Below are 20,247 nucleotides of genomic sequence, written 5' to 3'. Positions count from 1 at the left end.
GATGTCAGGGCGGCGGTGCGTTGGGCGATCCGGTGGTCGTTAGATTCTTGCGATTGTCAGCCTTGTCATGGCTGTATGTTGTGGTGACGTTGTTGTTGACTGTGCCTGTTCGTTTGACCTCGATCAGGCGTCCCTTGGCGTCATATTTATAAGTGATTGTTTCGGCCGCATCAGCAACGGTCGCGCTGGCAACCATGCCAAATGTGAGTGCAAGCCTGCCCAAGGTTGAAAATGTCATAGCGAGATCCCCCTACCACCCGGGAAGGGAAACAATCTCAATCGCAATCAACCGTCAACATTCAAATAAAAAATCATTTAATCGATGTTATTTGGCCAGATATTCATAAGTTTTTCAGAAGCATAAATCACGTCATGTGAAAAATGAATCTCAGATTGCATCAATCTGTCAGAGCCCGTTCCAACAGATCGCTAATAATTTCAGCAGCTCCTTTGACTGGGGCGGAAGCAAGGTGGGCATATCTCGCAGTCGTTTGAACCTGCGTGTGTCCCAAAAGTGCTCCTATCATTGGTAGGCTTTGTCCCGCGCCGACGGCTGTTGATGCAAATGTGTGGCGTAAATCATGGATGCGCACATCGTGCAGGCCGGCGCGCGCGCGTCAGCGCCACGAACAGCCGATCCTGCTCCAGTCGCGCCACCGCCTCAGCCGCCGCCCGACAGCGTCGCCGCAGACTGGATACCCGCCACAATGCTCGCAGCACCAAATAGGATGGAACAGCCCAATATTACCACGCCGCCATGCCGCCAGTTGATCCGCCCGGTCAGCATCAGCAAACCGACCGAGGCAATCGCGATCACCGCAACCACGGTCGCCACCGTTCCCAGCAAGGTTCCTTGCATCCAGCGCATCGCGTTCACAATCACACCAGAACCTTGCGGATCGGTCTACAGATCCTGGGCGAAGGTACTGGTGGAGATGGGCACAAAGCAAAGCGCCAAACTCGTTCGTATAGATGGACGTACAGATCCCATTCCGACTCCTGTCGATATAACTTCTAGGCAATTATTTCATATAAACAATTTAAAAAAATACAGAAATATTAAATGAATTGTCGGAAGAATATAGTATAAATGGCGATCTTATGGTGCTGGCACGCACTCTATTTTCGTGAAAATCACATTGATTTCTGATAATACTAGAATCTGTCACAACCGCCCGCTGAGCAGCTTGCTATAGCTAGGCGGTGTTCGCTTTGCGTGGCGCCGCTCGCAGCGCGATCGAGGTTTTTAATTGCCCTTGCCGCCATAGCTAACGCTTGTTGTCATGGGGCGCGTTTACTTGTTTTGATTGTTGGTATCACAAACCAGATGGCGCCGCACCACCAGACTGAGAGCCTGGAAGGAATCATGAGCGCCACGTTCCCTAAAATAATTTACCCTAATGCAAAGGTCAACATATCACCGTTCGCATATGTCGTGAATATCATTTTTAGTCTTTTCAGATTCAAAATAAACTTTTTTTTCCTTGATATTTATTTTAAATGCTCCAGTATTATTTTTATAATATTCTATTTCATCATGAAATATAGACTCTGAATTTTTAATGTTATCTGGTATTTCACGGAATCCAAAAACACTATTGCCAATTTTACAATGTAAAGTCACATTGTCTTGAACCAAAAAATCATCGAAATTCTTCCCGTCTTTTCTGACTAAAATAGCTTTGTTATCTCCATGAAGATTTACTATTTTTATGTCATTGCTAATATAATCTTTACTACATGAAGATAGAAAGAAGCAAAATATTACAAATGATAAACGTTTGATTTGATAAACATTGGTCATTTCTAGTTTTCTCTATAAAACGTATAAGTAATATTATATGGTGTTCCGCCAGCTTCCTGATTTCCTGGAAAACTATCATATATATCTAAAACATCTTCAAATCGATCAATAAGTCTGAATTGGAAACTGCATCCAGATTGACAGAACATTTTTCCTAGTATTGTCGTGTTTCCAATGGAAAATATGTTATTTGTCAGATCTGCCGGGGAAGTATCTTCAAAAATACCATCTTTTCCATTAGCTTTTGCTATCAACTTATTCTTCAGTGTCCTCAGTGCTCTAACTACACTGCCATCTTTTTCAAATATAGTTCCTTGGCCAATATCACTCAGATCAAGCGGCGCGCCGCCGCCAAAATAATAGTGATCGACATAGGGCGCATTAATGGCAACATTTCTAGCTCGCGATGCGGTAACCACAATGGGAGGCTCGGTGGCCGAGCCGATTGCACCGACAAGAGATAGGGTGTTGAGATTTGTACTGACCAAAGACGCGCTGTTCGGCTGCCTGCTTGCCGTTACTGTGATCAGTGCGTTAGTCCCAGCTGCGCCGCCCGCGCTTGCGCCGCTGCTCGAGCCACCTGCGGTCGCGCCACCTCCCCCAGAACCACCGCTATTGCCGCCCCCGCCCTCTCGGTTCTTCCTGCAGATCAAAGTTCCGGTCCGAGGGGAACAAAGGCCGGTCGGATCCGCGGCATTGACCGGGTCAGACCCAACATAATTATACAGGTTCATCCCGTCACCATAGCCGATGGGGTCGGTCTGCAGCAATCGGCCAAGCGTCGGTGAGTAGATACGTGCCTTGTAATGATACATGCCGATCTCCGGCAGCCAAGTCTGTCCCGTATAGCTGAACCTGCCCACATTGGTCGAGGCCGGAATGCCATATTCGTCATATTTATTGATGGCGATGGACGTGCCGCTGCCGTTGCTCAGCGCCACGATCGTCCCACGCTCATCGGCGTGCAGCCACCGCCGGTCGTTCAGCACGCTGCCTTCATACCAGACAACCGGTTCGTCAACACCGGGGCCGTGCACATAGCGGCGCAGCAGCGTGTTCGAACCGTTATATTCGGCAACCAGGCTCTGCCCGTCATATTGGAACCGCGTCGTCACCCCGGACCCCACCGTTTGATACAGACGCTTCGCCGGATCATAATCCAGCGTCGCACTCGAAGGGCCGGTCTTCAACAGATTCTCCGATGAGTATGTGTAGCTGTTCGCACCTGAAGTGGTCAGATTGCCTCTGCCATCATAGCCCAACGCCGTCGCGCCTGCCGCCGTCATCTGGTTGAGACCGTTCACCGCATAGTTTCGGTTCACATTATAATGGCCATTCCAGGCATAGCTGTCGTTCGATCGTGTCTGCGAGGTGATCTGGCTTGCGGCATTGTAGCCGATCCCATTCACGGTCAGATCGTGCGCCGTGCCTGCCAAATCCTGCGTCAACGCGGACAGCCGCGAGACCGGATCGAATGTATAGCTCGTCACTGTCCCATTGCCGCGCGTCACCGAAGTGCGTCGGCCGAGATTGTCATAGGCATAGCTTGCAAGCACGCCGACGCCCGAGGTGGCGCCATTTTCTCGGATCGTGGTTATCTTACCGGTTACATCATAATCGTAATTCACCGTCAGCGCCGTGCTGCCAGGATATTGCGTGCTGAGCCGGCGCCCTGCGACATCATAGCTGTAATTCAAATTGCCGAGCGGACCCGATTGCTGGGTATTGCGGCTTAATGCGTCATAGGCAAAGCCGAGCGTATTGCCCGTCTGGCTGATATGGATCACGCGGCTCATCAGATCGTAGTTATAGCTGACATCGGGTTCGCTGCCGGGCAAATCCTTCAGCGTCACGCGGTTGAGATTGTCATAGGTGAAATTGTGCAGCTGACCGTCGCGCAGGCGTCGCTGGGTGACATTGCTGTTGGCATCGTAGACCATCTGCTCAAAATCGGCGTTCGAACTTACCTGCGATCCTTGTGCGCCATTGGGGTAGCGGATTTTCGTCGTCCTGTCGAACCCGTCATACTCATATGTGGTGCGGTTGTTTTCGGCATCAGTCAGCGTAAGTAGCTTGCCGTTATTGCTATAGGTGCTGCTTGCCTCATTCGCCTGATCGGCGGTGCCGACTGCGGTTTGCACTTGGGTCACTTCGCTTGCGGCATTGTAGATGCGCTTGGCCACCCGGTCAGGGCCTGTTGTCACATTGCTCGTTTGCGGCGTGCAGGCGTCGGTCTGGCTGGCCCATTGTGCGCTGTCCGTGCGGGTGACAGTGCACTTGACGCGGCCAAGGCCGTCATAATCGCTTTGCCTGACGGCATAGGTAGTCGCGCCCGATTTGAGTTCCGATTTCACGGGGCGGGCGTTGCTGTTATAGGAAGTAACCACATTTTGCGATACGGTCATTGCGTTCCAATCGGCATCTGACTGGCTGTTCACGTTGCCCAGTTCCTGATTGGTCACCTGACCATCGAGATTGTAGGTCAGGCGTTTAGCGAGATGCTTGCGTGCGCCCGCGCCATCGGGATCGGGGCCAACTACGCCGACAACCTGGCGGGCGGCATCGTAACGAGCGCGCGTTGTATCGGTTGTTCCGCTGAGCGGCCCATCGATCGTCAACAGGTTTCCGACATTGTCAAATGTATATGCATTTGTTGCCGTGAGGAATCCGTTGCCCGAACCCGAACCGACCGAGGCGGGATTGAGGTTATTGGGGGTGCCCGTGGCCTGCGGCCCCCAATTGACCGTCGTGCGGACCTCATCGGCCGTGCTGGGGCAACTCGTGCCGGTCTGGCATGCTGACACTTGAGTGACGAGATTGTGGTTCTGGCCAGAAGCAACGATTGAATTCGCGCTATTGCGGTAATAGGCCTGCCTTGTGCCATATGTATACCGCGTCTGCGGACGCGTTCCGCCAGCGGTGGCTGCAGGCGCAGTGACCGTCAACACACCGCCATGAGTCGCGTCATAGGTATAATCGGTAACAAACCCCTTCGCATCGGTTGTGCTCGTCGGCTGATTGCAGATCTTCTGGTTGGTACAGCTCGCCGGGAAAGCAGCTGATGTAACGATGTTGGCAAAGCCCGATCCTACCTTTGCGACATTGGTCGTGGTCGTCACATTGCCGCGCGCATCATAGTTGTATTCGACATAATTGCCCTCGGGCGCGGAGATACGGCTCAGCCGGTTGCTGGCATCATAGGTGTAGCTTGTAGTCCGGTTGAGTTCGTCCTTATAGGATAGCAGGCGGAAGGTGTTGATATCGCCCACATAGGTCCGCACCCCACCATTGGGATCGGTAACGGTGGTGGTGCGCTGCGAGCCTACATCGCTGTAGTTGTAGTTAAAGGTTACGCCTTCATTGGTGACGGAAGAGACACGATAGAACATGCCAAACAGCGCGAATGTCGCGGTGACATTGTCGCTCGACGCGCCGGGCCTGCGTACGCCGCGACTGGTGACGATCCCCGCTCCGTTCACCGCCTGTGTGTAAGTGGTAACTCGATTGAGCGGGTCGGTGACGGTGGCACCCGCAGCATTGCTTCCATATGTCAGCGACGACCAGCTGTTGGTGAAAGTGCAGCTATCCGCCGCCGGATTGCAATATTCGACCGCATTGTTGATCGTTCGGACATTGGTGACTTTCGACCATTCATCATAGGATTGTCCTACTACGAGATCGTTGAGCGTGTTCGACTGGTAAGTGAATTTCAGTTGGTATCCGTTGGTGTTGGTAACTGATTGCAACCGAAGCGCATTTTTGTTGCCTGAAGGACAGATCCCACTTTCGAGTCCGCCTGGACAATAAGTCACAACTTTATAAGTAAAGTCGGTTTTTGTTCCGTTCGGCGCCACTATTGAGGTGACGCGGGCATAGCCCGCATCCCAATAGGACGAACCGCTGGTATTTTGGAGAAGGTTGACCACGGTCCCGTTGCGCGAGGTATAGGTCAGATTGACGCTGCTCTGCGTCAGCGTCGCGCCATTGGTTTCGGTCGGCGTAAAGATGCCGCCGGACAGGGTGAAGCTATCGCTCACGCCCCCTACAGTGACGATATAGGTAGATCCATTCTGCACGATCCCCGCACGCATCAGACTGTAATAGCCTTCGCCCATGTTTTCGGATTGGAACGAAAGGCCGGTATCGCCGTTGCCGATTGCGATCGCTGGCGTGCGCACATTGAACGTACCGCGAATGACGTCGACGCCATTGTCGTCGACGACGCGGCGGACGGGAGGCGGCGCGATTGACCCGGGCCCGCTTTGCGCAAAGGCAGGCGTCACCAAACCGCTAGCAATAACAGTGCTCGATAGCATCACCAGACGCAACATATCACGCGTGCAAAAAGTCCCCTGCCGCGAATTCAGCATCGTTTTTCTCCGTCGATTTCGAGATATTGAATTGAGTTTGGCTGATAGCCGATCAGGGCGGCGGTGCGTTGGGCGATCCGGTGGTCGTTAGATTCTTGCGATTGTCAGCCTTGTCATGGCTGTATGTTGTGGTGACGTTGTTGTTGACCGTGCCTGTTCGTTTGACCTCGATCAGGCGTCCCTTGGCGTCATATTTATAAGTGATTGTTTCGGCCGCATCAGCAACGGTCGCGCTGGCAACCATGCCAAATGTGAGTGCAAGCCTGCCCAAGGTTGAAAATGTCATAGCGAGATCCCCCTACCACCCGGGAAGGGAAACAATCTCAATCGCAATCAACCGTCAACATTCAAATAAAAAATCATTTAATCGATGTTATTTGGCCAGATATTCATAAGTTTTTCAGAAGCATAAATCACGTCATGTGAAAAATGAATCTCAGATTGCATCAATCTGTCAGAGCCCGTTCCAACAGATCGCTAATAATTTCAGCAGCTCCTTTGACTGGGGCGGAAGCAAGGTGGGCATATCTCGCAGTCGTTTGAACCTGCGTGTGTCCCAAAAGTGCTCCTATCATTGGTAGGCTTTGTCCCGCGCCGACGGCTGTTGATGCAAATGTGTGGCGTAAATCATGGATGCGCACATCGTGCAGGCCGGCGCGCGCGCGGATCCGCTGCCAAAAAGGCTGAAGATCGGTCAGGCGTCCGCCTTCAATCTTGCCAGTAATCACCCAAGGGTTGCCAACGATCACGGGTGCGTTCTCAAGCAACTCGACTGCCGGCCGTCCAATATGAACAGTCTTGGCTCCGGTTTTTGAATCAGGCAGGTGAAGGGCTGAACCCTCTAGGTCTACATATTCCCATTTTAGCTTAGTGACCTCGCTCAACCTGCAGCCGGTGTAGATCAGCAAACGGATAGCCAGCACCGCCGAGGTCAATTCGCGGCCCTCATCTTCCACTTCCCGCAAAACCTCTCCAACCCGTTTTAATTCTGCTGGGCTTAAGTAGCGCTCGCGTTTCTTTTCGGGGTATTTCTGGAGGTGGCGCCTCGGGTTGCTGCCATCTGCCCTCAATCCCCAGACCTCTGCGAGATTGAACATCTTGGATATGATCTCGAGGCAGCGATTCGCCTGATAGGGGATGTGCCTGAGGTCGTGATGGAACTTTGCAACGTCAGCGCGTGTGACCTCTGTAACCTTCATGCGACCTATGGCGGGTAGAATAAACCGGCGAAGATTGCGGCGGTATTCCCGCGCCGTGCTTTCCTTTATCCGAATGGCAATATGTTGCTCATCAAACCGTTGAGCGAGCTCGATGACAAGCATGGCTTTGCGCTCAGTATCCCGGTCGGCTGCTGGATCTTTGCCTGAGCGTGCTTCTGAAATAATTGCGATCGCTCTGGTCCTCGCCTGTTCCGGCGTGATGACTGCCGCAGAGCCAAGCGTTATCCTCCTAGATCGCCGTCCGGCTCGATATTGTACAACGAAGCTTTTTCGACCTGACGGCATCACGCGCAGGCCAAATCCTGGCAAAGCCTTATCCCAAATGTAGAGCTCCTTTGAACTTGGCTCTGCAGCTTCGATTATGCGTTTAGTAAGTTTGGACATAGAAGCCCCATAGTTGAATTTTGCTTCGCGGGGTTGGGGCCTAGGTGTTCGTTGGCGGCCGAACGATAAGGGAGCAAACCCGCAAAATCATAGGTGCTCAGCACTCTTGGTTAAGTCAACTAACTTACAGAAATATAATAGTAATTCGAAAAGACGCGTAATTTGGCGTGGATCTCCAGGTTCGATTTCTAGCCGGTGTGCCGAATCAGAGGTCCGTTAACTGGTATCGGCATCCAGCGCCATCCTGCCGAATTGTCCGCACAGACAGCTTCATCCTCTTTTTCAAAGTGCCTGAAATCAGACCGCGAATGGAATGCGGTTGCCAACCCGTCATACTATGAATTTCTGCCACTGATGCACCGCTGGGCTGACGCAGCAGTTCGATAAGCTGTTCCGTCCTGTTCGCCTTTGGAAGGGGGTAGGGAGAAGCTACGGTCGTCCTGAGAAGCTGCGCTTCATCATTGCGTAAACCTAAGGCTGAGTAGGCGAGGGGAGTGGCCTTTAACGTCAAAGGCCCAAGGGCTTCATCATAGCGCCAGATGACATCGGGTGCAGCGCAGCAAATCTCTTCTATCAGGCCGCGGGCAAGAAGGCTTTTGCAAACATTGCCAATGGCTCCGCCTTTGAATGAGTGCTCAACCGGAAAGATGTAGCCATCAGGTCGCTCACAGGCAGATCTGAGGATGAGTTGCTGGGGTTCAGATAATTGGAATCTTGTCATTCCGGACACTCCATCGCGTAGGTGACGCGTGCGATAGAGGTTTTAGACAGTCAACGACTCTAATGAGCCCAGCTCCCTTGACCATGCCTTTGCGACATGATTCGGATGATTGTCGCAGCTTACGGGCAATCATTCTGCAGAGTTTCGGAATCACATAGGAAGCAAGAGGGAGAAAACCGCAGCTAAAATCATCGCAAATTTGCTAAATCGAAATATACGATTGACGCCCATATAGTCGGGTGATAGCGAAGGTTATCGTAAAAATAAGTGATTGATCTAAAGTGGAAAAACACCGCTCATAACCTGAAGGTCGTAGGTTCAAATCCTACTCCCGCAACCAACACAAAGCAGCCGCCTTCGGGCGGCTTTTTTGTTGTCTGCTACAAATTCAGGTCGTGGAACTGGTTTATGCGATCGCCGTAACCGAGGCAATTGAGCGCCAATCTGTCTCGTCAAGACGCGCCCCTTCCGGCTGTAGGCCGATTAAGTATCAGCGCGGCCATTACGGATTGCACTTGGTGCTGTTGTCCGATAGCCAAGGACAATGTTTGATTGTGATGAATGCCTCGTCCGCAATCGTGCGATCTGTTCGGCGCTGGAACCCGATGAATTGGCTATGCTTGGCAAGTTGGGCCGCAAACAGCAGGTCGCCCGGGGTCAAACTCTTGTCTGGGAGGGCGATGAATCGCTGGTCGTCGCCAACGTTATTCGCGGCGTCTTGAAATTATCAGTGTCCACGGCCGACGGACGCGAACAGATTGTCGGTGTGGTTTTTCCCTCCGATTTCATCGGTCGTCCTTTTGGCAAGGAAAGCCCCTACGGGATTACCGCCTTAACCGAGGCCGAGGTGTGCATTTTTACGCGATCTGCCTTTGACAGTTTCGCAAAGGATCACCCCAATCTGCAGCATAAATTGTTGCAGCGCACGCTCGATGAATTGGATCGGGCGCGGCAATGGATGATGCTTCTAGGTCGCAAGACCGCAAGTGAGCGGATCGCCACCTTGCTGATTGAGGTATCGAACCGTTTGGGTGCAACCGGCTGCAGCGCAATTGAGCCGTTTCTCGACCGTTTCGAACTGCCGATGGATCGCCAGCAAATGGGCGATGTCTTGGGCCTCACCATCGAAACGGTCAGCCGTCAGCTGACCAAGCTGAAGGATGCGGATATCATCGAACTACCCGACAGGCGCAGTGTCATCATCAAGGACCGGCGCCGACTGGAAGATCTGTCTGTTGCCGCTTAACGTCCGAGCACCAGAGGTAATTTGGCGCGTAATGTAAGAAAACGGGTCACGCCGCCTAAAAGCGTTTCGCGTAGGCGCGAATGACCATATGCCCCGATCAACAGCATGCCAGCACCCTGATTGACAGCGAAACGATGCAATTCCTCTTCGGCATTGCGCCCTTTGGCGTCAATGATGTGCAGTTCCGAAGAAATACCATGGCGTGAGAGATAGGTGGATGCCCCCAATTGAGGAAAATCGTCATCCTCAACACTGATCGATACCAAATGAACCGACGAGGCGAGTTTTAGCATCGGCAATGTCTGCCTGATGGCGCGCGCCGATTGTTCGGAAGCATTCCACCCAATAACTGCCGGTGCCGTCGACTGGAAACGGTTGCATCCTTCGGGAACAACCAGCACTGCACAACCCGCATTTACTGAAACATCATCAACGATCGGCAAGGCGGCGTTGCCCGAACGGGGTGCCGCACTCGCCTGACCGAGCACGACAAGATCGGCAAGTGCAGATGCAGACACAAGCGTTTGCGCCACATCGCCATCATAGCTTTGCCAATCCCAACGCACATCTTCATGCGCTAACCGCTTTTCTACGTCGGCCTGCATCGTCGCTTGCTGCTTGTTCAGTTCCTCGATCAAAACGCCGCTGGCAAACATGCCGCCGGCTGCATCGAACGACGCATAGGCGGCGTAGGGCGTTACATGGATGCAGGTCAGATGGGCGTCATGCGCACGGCACAGATCAAGCGCGACATCCATGCGGTTTGAAAAACCTTCGTCACCATGCACATGCAAAATTATAGATTTCATCGTCTTTCTTTCCTTCGAAACCATCGGAATGAAACTAACAACGACAAATGAACGCGCATTGATGGAAATCAAATCGCTCGCATGGCTTAGGCTGTCATACGATAGGGGTAACGGCCCCCTTGCCGGACGGTTCCCGTCGCATCGTAAATCAAGGCTTTTGCCCGACCGAATTTGCGTTATGTCGGATCGAGAATAGCGGCTTTACAATTAACGGCCAAAAACGGGGGAAGAGCGATATGGATTTCGATTCGGTGGTCATGGGGCGGCGCAGCATTCGCGGGTACAAGCCTGATCCCGTGCCGCAGAAATTGATCGAGGAAATATTGCAGCTTGCGATGCGGGCGCCTTCGTCGATGAATACCCAGCCGTGGAACTTCTACGTGATCACTGGCGAACCGCTCGATCGCATCCGCAAAGGCAATACCGAGCGTACGTTGGCGGGCGTCCCGCAATCACGCGAGTTTCGAACCGGAAATGCCTTTGACGGTGTGCACCGGGAACGGCAGGTTGGTGTCGCCAAACAATTGTTCGGCGCGATGGGAATCGCGCGCGATGATGCCGAAAAACGGCAGGACTGGGTGCTCCGCGGTTTTCGTCAGTTTGATGCGCCGGTCTGCGTGATCATCACTTATGACCGCGTCGTTGATGGCAGCGACGACACCCCTTTTGATTGCGGTGCGGTCGCAACTGCGCTGGTCAATGCGGCATGGTCGCGCGGTCTGGGTGCAGTGATTAACAGCCAAGGCATCATGCAGTCGCCGGTGGTTCGCGAACATGCCGGCATTGCTGATGATCAGGTGATCATGAAAAGCATTGCACTGGGTTGGCCCGATGAGAGCTTTCCCGCCAATGCCGTGGTTTCCGAGCGCAAAAGTGTGGCGGAGGCAGCGACCTTTGTGGGTTTCGATTAGGCGTCGGCGATTAGTGCCGGGCGATGCGCCCAAACGAGAAACTCGACATTGCCCTTGGGCCCGGTAATCGGGCTCTCTGTCAAGCCATTGACGTTCCACCCAACGCTGTGCAGCCAGTCCTGCACTTCGGCGCACACGCGGTCGTGGACTGCACCATCGCGAACTACGCCGCCTTTGCCGACCTCGCCGCGCCCAGCCTCGAATTGCGGCTTGATCAGTGCAACCAACTGCGCACCGGGTTTGGCAAAGGACATTGGCCGTTCCAGCACCTTGGCAAGGCTGATGAAGCTTGCGTCGCAGACGATCAGGTCGACCGCTTCGGGGATATGCGTTTCGTTCAAGATGCGTGCGCTGGTCTGCTCGTGGACGATAACACGCGGGTCCTGCCGCAATTTCCATGCAAGCTGATTGGTGCCGCTGTCGACGGCATAGACACGCAGCGCGCCCTTGCTCAGCATGACGTCGGTAAAGCCGCCGGTAGAAGAGCCAACGTCAATCGCTGTCATCCCGTCGACATCGATGGTGAAATGATCGAGCGCATGTGCCAGTTTTACACCGCCACGCGACACCCAGGGATGGTCCTGTCCCTTGACGCTGACTGCGGCATCGGATGCGATCTGCAACCCCGGCTTATCGGCCTTTTTATCGCCGATCATCACCTGTCCGGCCATCACCAGGGCTTGCGCCCGCGTCCGGCTCTCGGCGAGCCCGCGTTCGACAAGCAGTTGATCGATCCGGATTTTGGGTGCTTTCATCGCCAAGGGGCCTAGCGCGCCCGATCGCTTTTGGCCATAAGTGCATCGATGCAGCTTCGATTTTCGATCTTGATCACGGCATTGGCACTGGCCGCCTGTTCGGTGCCGACGCCCCCTGCGCCAGCGCCGCAACCGGTGCCGCCGCCATCCGCGCCTTTGGCTGCGCCGCCACTGGTTGCCCCCGTGCAGCAAGCAGCTGACTGGATTGATTGGCCTATCGAAGCTGGAACATGGGTTTATCGTACCGATACACGCGGATCCGTTGCGCTTTTCGGCCCTGCAGGCGGTGATGCCGTCCTGACGTTGCGCTGCGACAAGGGACGGGGGCGGGTCTATCTGTCAGTCGCTGGTACTGCGGAGGGCAGTCTGACCGTGCGTACTAGCTCGACGCTCAAGACTTTTGCCGCCATTCCAAGCTCTGTGCCGCCGCCTTATGTGGCCGCGGAAATCATGCCGGCTGACCAATTGCTGGACGCAATGGCGTTCAGTCGTGGGCGTTTCGCGATCGAAATCGGGGGTACGCGCGCGATGGCAGTGCCCAATTGGGGTGAGGTTGCCCGGATAGTGGAAGACTGTCGCACATAAAAAAAAGCGCCCGATGGCACCGCGCGAGAGGCAGTATACTTGCCATAAAAAAATCCGAAAACAAGACTTGTTTCGCCCTCATGCTTGATTCAAATTTGAATCGCGGAGGGCAATTTGATGCAATACGCAATCTTGTTTCAACAGTCGAAAGGAGGTGATCCGATGTCTCATGGTTCAGTTAAGGGGTCGGGCATTTCCGTTCGGGGGATAGGCTGCTGATTTCAGCATAACTTCCACTCCCGGCAGCGGCTGCACCGGCTGCTGACCCATGCAAGAAAGGGGTCGCTCCCACGGGGGCGGCCCTTTTCGCATCTGTGGTTGGAAAAGGCAGCGCCAGCACCTACATCCGACGGTGAAAGAAGAGGGCATAAAATGACATTCCTTAAAGGCGCATGGCGGTTTCTGGTTGCGATCAAGGATGCGCTCGCGCTGCTTTTCCTGATTCTCTTCTTCGCGCTGATCTATGCCCTTCTGAATTCAGGACCTAATCCGGGCGCCGTACGCGACGGCGCTCTGCTGATCGAATTGGATGGCTTTGTATCTGAACAGCCGGCGGCGGTTGATCCGATTGAGGCGCTTTTGTCGCAGCGGGCACCGGTGCACGAATATCGCCAGCGCGACATCAGCCGCGCGCTCGAACTGGCCGTCAAGGATCATCGCATCAAGGCAGTGGTTCTCGATCTCGATCGCTTCATGGGCGGAGGGCAAGCGAGTCTTGCTGCCATCGGCGAACGGATCGACGCGGTCCGCAAGGCAGGCAAGCCTGTTTATGCCTTCGCCACCGGCTATAGCGATGATGGCTATCAACTCGCTGCCCATGCCAGCGAAATCTGGCTTGATCCCCTTGGTGGCGTAATCCCCACCGGCCCGGGCGGATCGCGAACCTATTATAAGGGACTGTTCAACCAATTGGGAATCAAGGCGCATATCTATCGCGTCGGCACCTTCAAAAGCGCGGTTGAGCCTTTCCTGCGCGCCGACCAGTCGCCCGAGGCCAAGTCGGCGACCAAGGCGATTTATGACGAGGTTTGGGGCGAATGGCGCAACGATGTCGCAAAGGCACGCCCCAAGGCGCGCCTTGATGCCATCCTTGCCGATGCGCCTTCCGCAGTTGAGACGGCGCAAGGCGATCTGGCGAAACTTGCGATCAGCAGCGGTCTGGCAGACCGGCTTGGCGACCGGACGGCTTTTGGCAAACATGTCGCTGCCAAGGTGGGTGAGGGTGAGGACGATGTGTTTGGCAGTTTTGCCCATACCCGCCCCGACGCATTGCTTGCCGCGCACAACCCTTCACGCGATGGCAGCGCGATCGCTGTGGTGACCGTGGCCGGCGAAATTGTTGACGGCGAAGGCGGGTCAGGCGTTGCGGCTGGCGAAAGCATCGCCCAGTTGATCCATGATGCTGCCGAAAAAGACGACGTAAAGGCGCTGGTTCTGCGCGTCGACAGCCCGGGTGGGTCGGTCACCGCATCTGAACAGATCCGCCTCGCGCTAGTCGAAGCAAAGAAACGCAAGTTGCCAATTGTCGTTTCGATGGCAAATCTTGCGGCCAGTGGTGGTTACTGGATCTCGACGCCGGCTGATCGTATCTTTGCAGAACCCGAAACCATCACCGGTTCGATCGGAATCTTCGGCGTGCTTCCGTCGGGCCGTGAGGCGCTGGCGAAATGGGGCATCACCACCGATGGTGTGCGCACAACGCCTTTGTCTGGCGAGCCCGACCTGCTCGGCGGGATCAGCCCCGAATTCGACCGGATTGGTCAGGCGACGATCGAAAAGGGCTATCGCGATTTCCTGACCCGTGTTGCCCAATCCCGCAAGATGACGGTCGAACAGGTTGATCGCATCGGTCAGGGCCGTGTCTGGGCCGGCGGCACTGCGCGGCAATTGGGGTTGGTCGACCGGCTGGGCGATCTTGACGATGCGCTTGCCGAGGCTGCGCTGCTGGCGAAGCTCGGCAAGGACGAATGGCACCCGCTGTTCATCGAGCCCGAGACCAGCTTTGCCAGCACGATTTTCGGGGGCATGATGCCTGAACCGGAACATGCGCAGATCCCCGGCGATTTGTTCGGCAGGGCAGCATTTGAGCAGCAAATGACGTTCGACCGCATCGCGGCCGATTTGCAAATGCTGGCCGGCGTGCGCGGCGCGCAAGTGCGCTGTCTGGAATGTGGCGCAGTTGCCGGGATGCCGGTGCGTGCCGGTTCGGCCGGAACGAACTGGCTGGAACGGCTGATCGCCCTGTCGTTCTAGCCACTCCGAAAGGCGTTGGTGATCGGATAGCGACGGTCGCGGCCGAAATTGCGTGTGCCAAGCTTGACCCCCGGGGGTGCCTGGCGCCGTTTATATTCGGCGATGTAGAGTAGCCGTTCGATCCGCTGCACCACTTCGCGCGGATGGCCGCGTGCGGCGACCTCATCGACCGACAATTCCTGTTCGACCAGTCCGAGCAATATATCGTCCAGCACCGGATATTCCGGCAGGCTGTCGCTGTCTTTCTGGTCAGGGCGCAGCTCGGCACTGGGTGGTCGGGTGATGATCGCGTCGGGCATGACGGGCCCGACGGGGCCAAGGCCAATGCGGCAATGATGGGCATTGCGCCAGCGCGAGATCGCGAACACCGTCATCTTATAGGCGTCTTTCAGAGGGTTATAGCCGCCCGCCATGTCGCCGTAGATTGTGGCATAGCCAACGCTCATCTCGCTCTTATTTCCGGTTGTCAGCAGCATGTGGCCGAATTTGTTGGATAGAGCCATCAAGGTGACTCCGCGGATACGCGATTGGATATTCTCTTCGGTAATGTCGATGTTGCGGTCTGCGAAGCTATCGCTCAACATCTCGTCAAAGGCCATGACGGCAGGGTTGATCGCGATCGTATCGAGTTTGCAACCTATCATCCGCGCACATTCACTGGCAAGATCAAGGCTTTCCTGTGATGTGAAACGGCTGGGCATCATTACGCACCAGACGCGGTCTGGGCCCAGCGCATCGGCGGCGATCGCCGCGCAGATCGCGCTGTCGATCCCGCCTGAAAGGCCCAGAACAACCCCCGGAAAACGGTTGCGATCAACATAGTCACGCAGCGAAAGCACCATCGCCGAATAGATATCGGCCGGGTGATCCTCCCACTGTGCAAGTTCGCCGGGGGCGCAATTCCATATGCCATCCTGACGCGTCCACTCGGTGAGGCGAAGATGTTCTTCCCAATCCGGCAGGCGGTGTGCCGCCCCCCCATTGGCATTGAGTACGAAGGAGCTGCCGTCGAAAACCAGTTCATCCTGCCCCCCAATGCGATTGAGGAAGATGATTGGAAGCGCGGTTTCATTTACCCGTGCGGCGAAAACCTGTTCAAGCCGCCGGTCGTCCTTGTCGATTTCATAAGGGCTGCCATTGACTGATATCAGCAGTTCGGCGCCGCATTGCTTCAAATGGGTGCAGACCGTGGGCAGCCATCCATCCTCGCAGATCGGCAACCCCAATTTTACGCCGCGAAATTCGACTGGCTCAGGCAGAGGGCCGGGGGTGAAAATACGCTTTTCGTCAAAGGTGCCGTAATTGGGAAGCTCATGCTTTTTGCGGATCGCCGCGATCCGTCCGCCGTCGAGCAGCGCCACGATATTGTAGAGCCCGTCCGCTTCCTTGAGGATGGAGCCAACCAATATTGCCGGGCCACCATCGGCCGTTGCGGCGGCCAACCGTTCAAGTTCCTGTGCAGCCGCTTTTTGAAAGGCGGGTTTCAGAACAAGGTCTTCGGCCGGATAACCGATGAGTTGCTGTTCGGGAAACAGCACCAGATCCACTGCGCCTGCCTCCATCGCCTTGGCACGCCACGCGAGCATGGTATCGGCATTGCCGGCAAGGTCGCCCACGCGCTGGTTCAGCTGGGCCATGGCGATGATGAGGCGATCGGTCATTTTATCCGTCTATTGTCCACAACTGGCAGGAGCAAGGCGATTGTCAGCTTGCGGGCCGTTCGCTAGGGCAAGCCCACGATTCTGCAACGGGGCAAATAGGGGTGGGCTGCGCATGAAACTGATTACCGGCAATTCGAATCTTCCTCTGGCCAAAGGCATTGCGGATTATCTTGGCCTGCCTTTAACCGATGCGAGCGTCCGCCGGTTCGCCGACAATGAAATTTTTGTCGAGATTCACGAAAATGTCCGCGGTGAAGACATGTTCGTCATCCAGTCGACCAGCCACCCGGCGAACGACAATCTGATGGAATTGCTGATCATGATCGATGCGCTTCGCCGCGCCTCGGCCAAGCGGATCACAGCTGTCCTGCCCTATTTTGGCTATGCCCGCCAAGATCGGAAACCCGGCCCGCGCACGCCGATCTCGGCCAAGCTGGTTGCCAATCTGATTACCGAGGCAGGTGCCGACCGCGTGCTAACGGTTGATCTGCACGCTGGGCAGATCCAGGGTTTCTTCGATATTCCGACCGACAATCTGTTCGCGGGTCCTGTGATGAGCCTCGACCTGTTGGAGCGGCATGGCGACAAGCCCATTACCGTGGTGTCTCCGGACGTCGGCGGTGTGGTTCGTGCGCGCGGCCTTTCCAAACGAATCAACGATGCCCCGCTTGCCATTGTCGATAAGCGCCGCGAACGTGCAGGCGTATCCGAGGTCATGAATATCATCGGTGATGTGAAGGACCGTTTCTGCATCCTGATAGATGACATCGCCGACAGTGCCGGCACGCTTTGCAATGCAGCCGAGGCTCTTAAGGCTGCTGGTGCATCCGATGTCGTTGCCTATATCACCCACGGCGTATTGTCAGGTGAGGCTGTGAACCGCATCAATGCATCCTGCTTGCGCAAGATGGTGATAACCGATTCGATTATCGCTTCAGAGGCCGCGCAGAATAGTGACAAAATCCGTTACTTGCCGATCGCGCCGCTTTTGGGAGAAGCGATCAAGCGTATTGCTGATGAAAGCAGTGTTTCCAGCCTGTTTGATTGAGGCTGGCGGCAAGCCACCCAATATTCGCCAAAGATAATGGTGAAGGCCATGTTGCCCTTTCACCCAAAGCAGGGCAGGATTGGATCATGGTCGGGGCAAGAGAGATAGAGCTGGCAGGCAGGCTGGCCGATGTGGCTGGCGGCGTCATCCGTCCTTTTTTCCGGGCCCGTTTCGACCATGAGTCGAAAGACGATCATTCGCCGGTGACCGAGGCTGATCGTGCCGCTGAAGCCGCGATCCGCGCGATCCTTGACAGTGAATGCCCGACAGATGCCATCATTGGCGAAGAATATGGTGAAAAGCCGGGAACGTCCGGGCGCACCTGGGTTATCGATCCCATTGACGGGACGATCAGTTTCATGGCCGGACGGCCAATCTTCGGAACATTGATTGCGCTGTTGGAAGACGGCTGGCCGGTTTTGGGCTTAATCGACCAGTGCATCAACAAGGAGCGGTGGATCGGTGCAACCGGCCTCGTTACGACATTGAATGGCAAAGCTGCGTCGACGCGCGCTTGCCGGGAGCTCGCCCAAGCCGCACTTGCCACCAGCGGACCGCAATATTTCAGTCAGCATGACGGCGAACATTTTATGGCGCTTGCCGCGCAGACCGCGCACAAACGGATGTTGTTTGGCGGTGATTGCTACAATTATGGCTTGCTGGCATCGGGCCATATCGACCTGGTCGTCGAGGCCGGATTGAAGCTGCATGATTTCGCGGCACTGGTGCCCGTGGTCGAAGGGGCCGGGGGCATGATGTGCGATTGGAATGGAGACATGCTCCATGCCGGTTCCGCTGGGCATGTGATTGCGCTGGGTGATCCGGCGCGGCTTGAAGATGTTGTCGAGGCGCTGGCGTGCGCACACTGAACCCGGTCGGCGAGTATAGGTTCATTCTCCCGGCGCCCGAATTGCGTCGATATCTTTCAAGCTACTATTTTTTCGAAATCGAAACGCCTGATGGCAGCGTATTGGACGATTTCCTGCACCCCGAATGGGCTAGCTCACGCTATGTTATGGAGGGTGCGGCTCAGGCCTGTTTCGCGCCCGGGGTGCATATTCCCGTGCCGACGGCGTCGATGACGGGACCGACTGGCCGGGCAACGCACATCCTTTGCCAGCGGGTGCGACTGGCCGGAATCGGTATTCTCCCGCTGGGTTGGTATAAATTCGCCGCCGTCGATGCCGCGCGCTTCGCGAACAGGAATGTCGAATTGTCGCTTGATCCTGCCTTTCGGGTCTTTGCTGAAATCGGGCGCGAGATAGCCGGCCTCGACGATCCGTCGGCTATCGCAGCGATTATGGATCGCCACCTGCTGGCGGCGCTAACACCGCAAAATGATCGCGAGATTGAAATCGAACGCGTGCATAGCGCGCTGACTGACCCGGAAATCATCGATGTCGCGCAACTTTCAGGGCGCACGGAACTGAGCGTCCAATCGCTTGAGCGCCTGTGCCGGCGGGTTTTTGGTTTCCCGCCCAAGCGATTGTTGCGGCGGCAGCGTTTCTTGCGTTCGCTCGCGCCTCGCTTGCTCGACGCCAGCCTCAAATGGGCAAATGTGCTCGATGGCAGCTATCATGATCAGGCGCATTTCAGCCGCGATTTTAGCGATTTCATGGGGCTGTCGGCGCGCGATTATCTGAAAATGCCGCGTCCGATCAGCAAAGCGGCGATCCGCGCCCGGCAGCAGGCGCTCGGCCAACCGCTGCAAGTGTTGCAAGGGCCTGCCCCCAATCACGGCTAAGGTGCTTGCATTTGCGGGCGAATCCCGCTAGTCGCGCGCCTTCCGAAGAGACGTGCTGGCCAAAAGGGCTGCCATGCGGGTCTGATACGGATTTCCAAAAGGAGACCAAAATGCCCAAGATGAAGACCAAGAGCGGTGTGAAGAAACGCTTCAAATTCACCGCAACCGGCAAGGTAAAGTGCGGCGTGGCCGGCAAGCGCCACCGCCTCATCAGCCACTCCGGTAAATATATTCGCCAGAACCGCGGCACCGACGTGCTGAGCGATTCCGATGTAGCCCATGTGCGCCTGTGGGCGCCCTATGGCCTGAAATAAGGAGCGCTGAACCATGGCACGCGTCAAAAGGGGTGTAACCACCCGCGCCAAGCACAAGAACATCTTGGAGCAGGCAAAAGGCTATTATGGCCGCCGCAAAAATACCATTCGCATTGCGCGTCAGGCTGTCGAAAAGGCCGGCCAATATGCGTATCGCGACCGCAAGGTAAACAAGCGCAACTTCCGCGCTCTGTGGATCCAACGCATCAACGCCGCTGTCCGTGCCGAAGGCTTGACCTATGGCGTGTTCATGCATGGTCTGAAGCTTGCTGGTGTCGAACTCGACCGCAAGACGCTCGCTGATCTTGCGATGAACGAAGGCGCCGTGTTTAGCGCCATCATCGCGCAGGCGAAGGGCGCGCTCGCGAAAGCAGCGTAAGACTTTACCTTCGATAAATGCGCAAATGGGCGTGGGCGGCACT

General features: G+C 55.5%; 20 protein-coding genes. 9 read left to right on the top strand and 11 right to left on the bottom strand.

Annotated elements, in window-relative coordinates:
• Positions 1 to 4 precede the first annotated feature (4 nt).
• The 8 genes from RSE16_00830 to RSE16_00795 all read right to left on the bottom strand — a co-directional run bounded on the left by RSE16_00830 (position 5) and on the right by RSE16_00795 (position 8,499).
• Positions 5 to 238: a hypothetical protein gene (locus RSE16_00830; GenBank protein ID WRH76050.1), complete on the bottom strand. Its 234-nt coding sequence runs from the start codon at positions 236 to 238 to the stop codon at positions 5 to 7.
• 160 nt (positions 239 to 398) lie between these two features.
• Positions 399 to 602, bottom strand: coding sequence for a tyrosine-type recombinase/integrase (locus tag RSE16_00825; GenBank protein ID WRH77386.1), 204 nt, complete (start codon positions 600 to 602; stop codon positions 399 to 401).
• Between the two features lie 59 nt (positions 603 to 661).
• Entirely contained in the window at positions 662 to 883 is a 222-nt protein-coding gene (locus RSE16_00820; GenBank protein WRH76049.1) for a TrbC/VirB2 family protein, read from the bottom strand.
• A 534-nt stretch (positions 884 to 1,417) separates the two neighbouring features.
• Entirely contained in the window at positions 1,418 to 1,804 is a 387-nt protein-coding gene (locus tag RSE16_00815; GenBank protein WRH76048.1) for a hypothetical protein, read from the bottom strand.
• 2 nt (positions 1,805 to 1,806) lie between these two features.
• Positions 1,807 to 6,174 carry an RHS repeat-associated core domain-containing protein gene (locus RSE16_00810; protein WRH76047.1) on the bottom strand — a complete coding sequence of 1,456 codons (4,368 nt, stop codon included), beginning with the start codon at positions 6,172 to 6,174 and terminating at the stop codon, positions 1,807 to 1,809.
• A gap of 52 nt (positions 6,175 to 6,226) precedes the next feature.
• Positions 6,227 to 6,460, bottom strand: a complete 234-nt coding sequence (locus tag RSE16_00805) for a hypothetical protein (GenBank protein WRH76046.1) — start codon at positions 6,458 to 6,460, stop codon at positions 6,227 to 6,229.
• 160 nt (positions 6,461 to 6,620) lie between these two features.
• Positions 6,621 to 7,778 (bottom strand): site-specific integrase, encoded by a 1,158-nt coding sequence (locus RSE16_00800; protein WRH76045.1) that lies wholly within the window; start codon positions 7,776 to 7,778, stop codon positions 6,621 to 6,623.
• A gap of 205 nt (positions 7,779 to 7,983) precedes the next feature.
• Positions 7,984 to 8,499: a DUF3489 domain-containing protein gene (locus RSE16_00795; protein WRH76044.1), complete on the bottom strand. Its 516-nt coding sequence runs from the start codon at positions 8,497 to 8,499 to the stop codon at positions 7,984 to 7,986.
• Positions 8,500 to 9,043: 544 nt separating this feature from the next.
• On the opposite strand from RSE16_00795, the gene RSE16_00790 reads away from it, so the two are divergent.
• Entirely contained in the window at positions 9,044 to 9,745 is a 702-nt protein-coding gene (locus tag RSE16_00790; protein WRH76043.1) for a Crp/Fnr family transcriptional regulator, read from the top strand.
• Here the strand turns inward: RSE16_00790 and RSE16_00785 are convergent.
• The gene (locus RSE16_00785) at positions 9,742 to 10,554 is read right to left on the bottom strand and encodes a universal stress protein (protein WRH76042.1); all 813 of its coding nucleotides are present in this window, start codon (positions 10,552 to 10,554) and stop codon (positions 9,742 to 9,744) included. The genes RSE16_00790 and RSE16_00785 overlap by 4 nt on opposite strands.
• Before the next feature lie 236 nt (positions 10,555 to 10,790).
• Here RSE16_00785 and RSE16_00780 point away from each other — a divergent pair, with 236 nt between their 5' ends.
• Positions 10,791 to 11,465, top strand: coding sequence for a nitroreductase (locus tag RSE16_00780; GenBank protein ID WRH76041.1), 675 nt, complete (start codon positions 10,791 to 10,793; stop codon positions 11,463 to 11,465).
• Here the strand turns inward: RSE16_00780 and RSE16_00775 are convergent.
• Entirely contained in the window at positions 11,462 to 12,220 is a 759-nt protein-coding gene (locus tag RSE16_00775) for a TlyA family RNA methyltransferase (protein ID WRH76040.1), read from the bottom strand. The genes RSE16_00780 and RSE16_00775 overlap by 4 nt on opposite strands.
• Positions 12,221 to 12,268: 48 nt before the next feature.
• Here RSE16_00775 and RSE16_00770 point away from each other — a divergent pair, with 48 nt between their 5' ends.
• Complete coding sequence (locus tag RSE16_00770) at positions 12,269 to 12,805, top strand: hypothetical protein (protein WRH76039.1); 537 nt, start codon at positions 12,269 to 12,271, stop codon at positions 12,803 to 12,805.
• 372 nt (positions 12,806 to 13,177) lie between these two features.
• The gene (gene sppA / locus RSE16_00765; protein WRH76038.1) at positions 13,178 to 15,058 is read left to right on the top strand and encodes a signal peptide peptidase SppA; all 1,881 of its coding nucleotides are present in this window, start codon (positions 13,178 to 13,180) and stop codon (positions 15,056 to 15,058) included.
• On the opposite strand, the gene RSE16_00760 is transcribed toward sppA, so the two are convergent.
• Positions 15,055 to 16,719, bottom strand: a complete 1,665-nt coding sequence (locus RSE16_00760; protein WRH76037.1) for an NAD+ synthase — start codon at positions 16,717 to 16,719, stop codon at positions 15,055 to 15,057. The two genes, sppA and RSE16_00760, sit on opposite strands and share 4 nt — an antisense overlap.
• Positions 16,720 to 16,831: 112 nt before the next feature.
• Here RSE16_00760 and RSE16_00755 point away from each other — a divergent pair, with 112 nt between their 5' ends.
• From RSE16_00755 to rplT, 5 genes are all read left to right on the top strand, one after another.
• Positions 16,832 to 17,767 (top strand): ribose-phosphate pyrophosphokinase, encoded by a 936-nt coding sequence (locus tag RSE16_00755; GenBank protein WRH76036.1) that lies wholly within the window; start codon positions 16,832 to 16,834, stop codon positions 17,765 to 17,767.
• A gap of 86 nt (positions 17,768 to 17,853) precedes the next feature.
• On the top strand, positions 17,854 to 18,636 hold the full coding sequence (locus tag RSE16_00750) for an inositol monophosphatase family protein (GenBank protein WRH77385.1): 783 nt from the start codon (positions 17,854 to 17,856) through the stop codon (positions 18,634 to 18,636).
• A complete protein-coding gene (locus RSE16_00745) occupies positions 18,624 to 19,511 on the top strand; it encodes a helix-turn-helix domain-containing protein (protein ID WRH76035.1) in 888 nt (295 codons plus the stop codon). The genes RSE16_00750 and RSE16_00745 overlap by 13 nt, the downstream gene beginning before the upstream one ends.
• Before the next feature lie 110 nt (positions 19,512 to 19,621).
• Complete coding sequence (gene rpmI, locus RSE16_00740) at positions 19,622 to 19,825, top strand: 50S ribosomal protein L35 (GenBank protein ID WRH76034.1); 204 nt, start codon at positions 19,622 to 19,624, stop codon at positions 19,823 to 19,825.
• Positions 19,826 to 19,838: 13 nt separating this feature from the next.
• Complete coding sequence (gene rplT / locus RSE16_00735) at positions 19,839 to 20,204, top strand: 50S ribosomal protein L20 (GenBank protein ID WRH76033.1); 366 nt, start codon at positions 19,839 to 19,841, stop codon at positions 20,202 to 20,204.
• Positions 20,205 to 20,247 lie beyond the last annotated feature (43 nt).

The organism is Sphingobium sp. (genome assembly GCA_035196065.1).
GTDB lineage: Bacteria > Pseudomonadota > Alphaproteobacteria > Sphingomonadales > Sphingomonadaceae > Sphingorhabdus_B > Sphingorhabdus_B rara.
Note: the sequence above shows the minus strand (reverse complement) of the source record. Positions and strands in the feature narration are given on the sequence as shown.